Origin of the sequence: Paraburkholderia sp. RL17-373-BIF-A (assembly GCF_046030175.1) — a bacterium.
Classification (GTDB): Bacteria; Pseudomonadota; Gammaproteobacteria; order Burkholderiales; family Burkholderiaceae; genus Paraburkholderia.
The window spans coordinates 1-432 of the sequence record NZ_JARESO010000436.1; the positions used below are offsets into that span (position 1 = coordinate 1).

General features: G+C 57.9%; 1 protein-coding gene. It reads right to left on the reverse strand.

Going from position 1 to position 432, the window contains the following annotated elements; all coding sequences use genetic code 11:
- Positions 1–74: 74 nt before the first annotated feature.
- Positions 75–432, reverse strand: a 358-nt coding sequence (locus P0D80_RS51250; protein WP_408296636.1) for a group II intron maturase-specific domain-containing protein, incomplete at its 5' end; no start/stop codon positions are given.

The window sequence follows — 432 nt, forward strand, 5'->3', positions numbered from 1 at the left end:
GGTGAGTAGCCCACGGGAATCGCACCCGCAGGCCCTCGCAGAACCGGACGTGAATCTCTCGATTCATCCGGCTCCTATTGCCCACCGTTTTGCGCCAGAATCCAGTGAGCAAACAGACCCGGCCGCTGATGCCTTATCTTGACCACCAGCTCCCGTGCCCGACTCACTTTATCCTTTAGGCGCTTGTATTTCCTGCGCACCCACCGCACCAGGTACTGATCCAACGAATCGAACACCGCGTACAACGCCGAATGATAGAAGCGGCCATAATATTTCAGCCACCCTTTGAGCACAGGGTTGATCTCCTGCGCCAGGTCCGTCAAGTCCACGGTGTGTCGGCAATGCAATCGCCATCGACGCACTGTCTGGCGAATGGCTTTGGCCGCTGTTTGGCTGATCGCAGGCAGGAAGCTCACGAACACCGTACCCGCA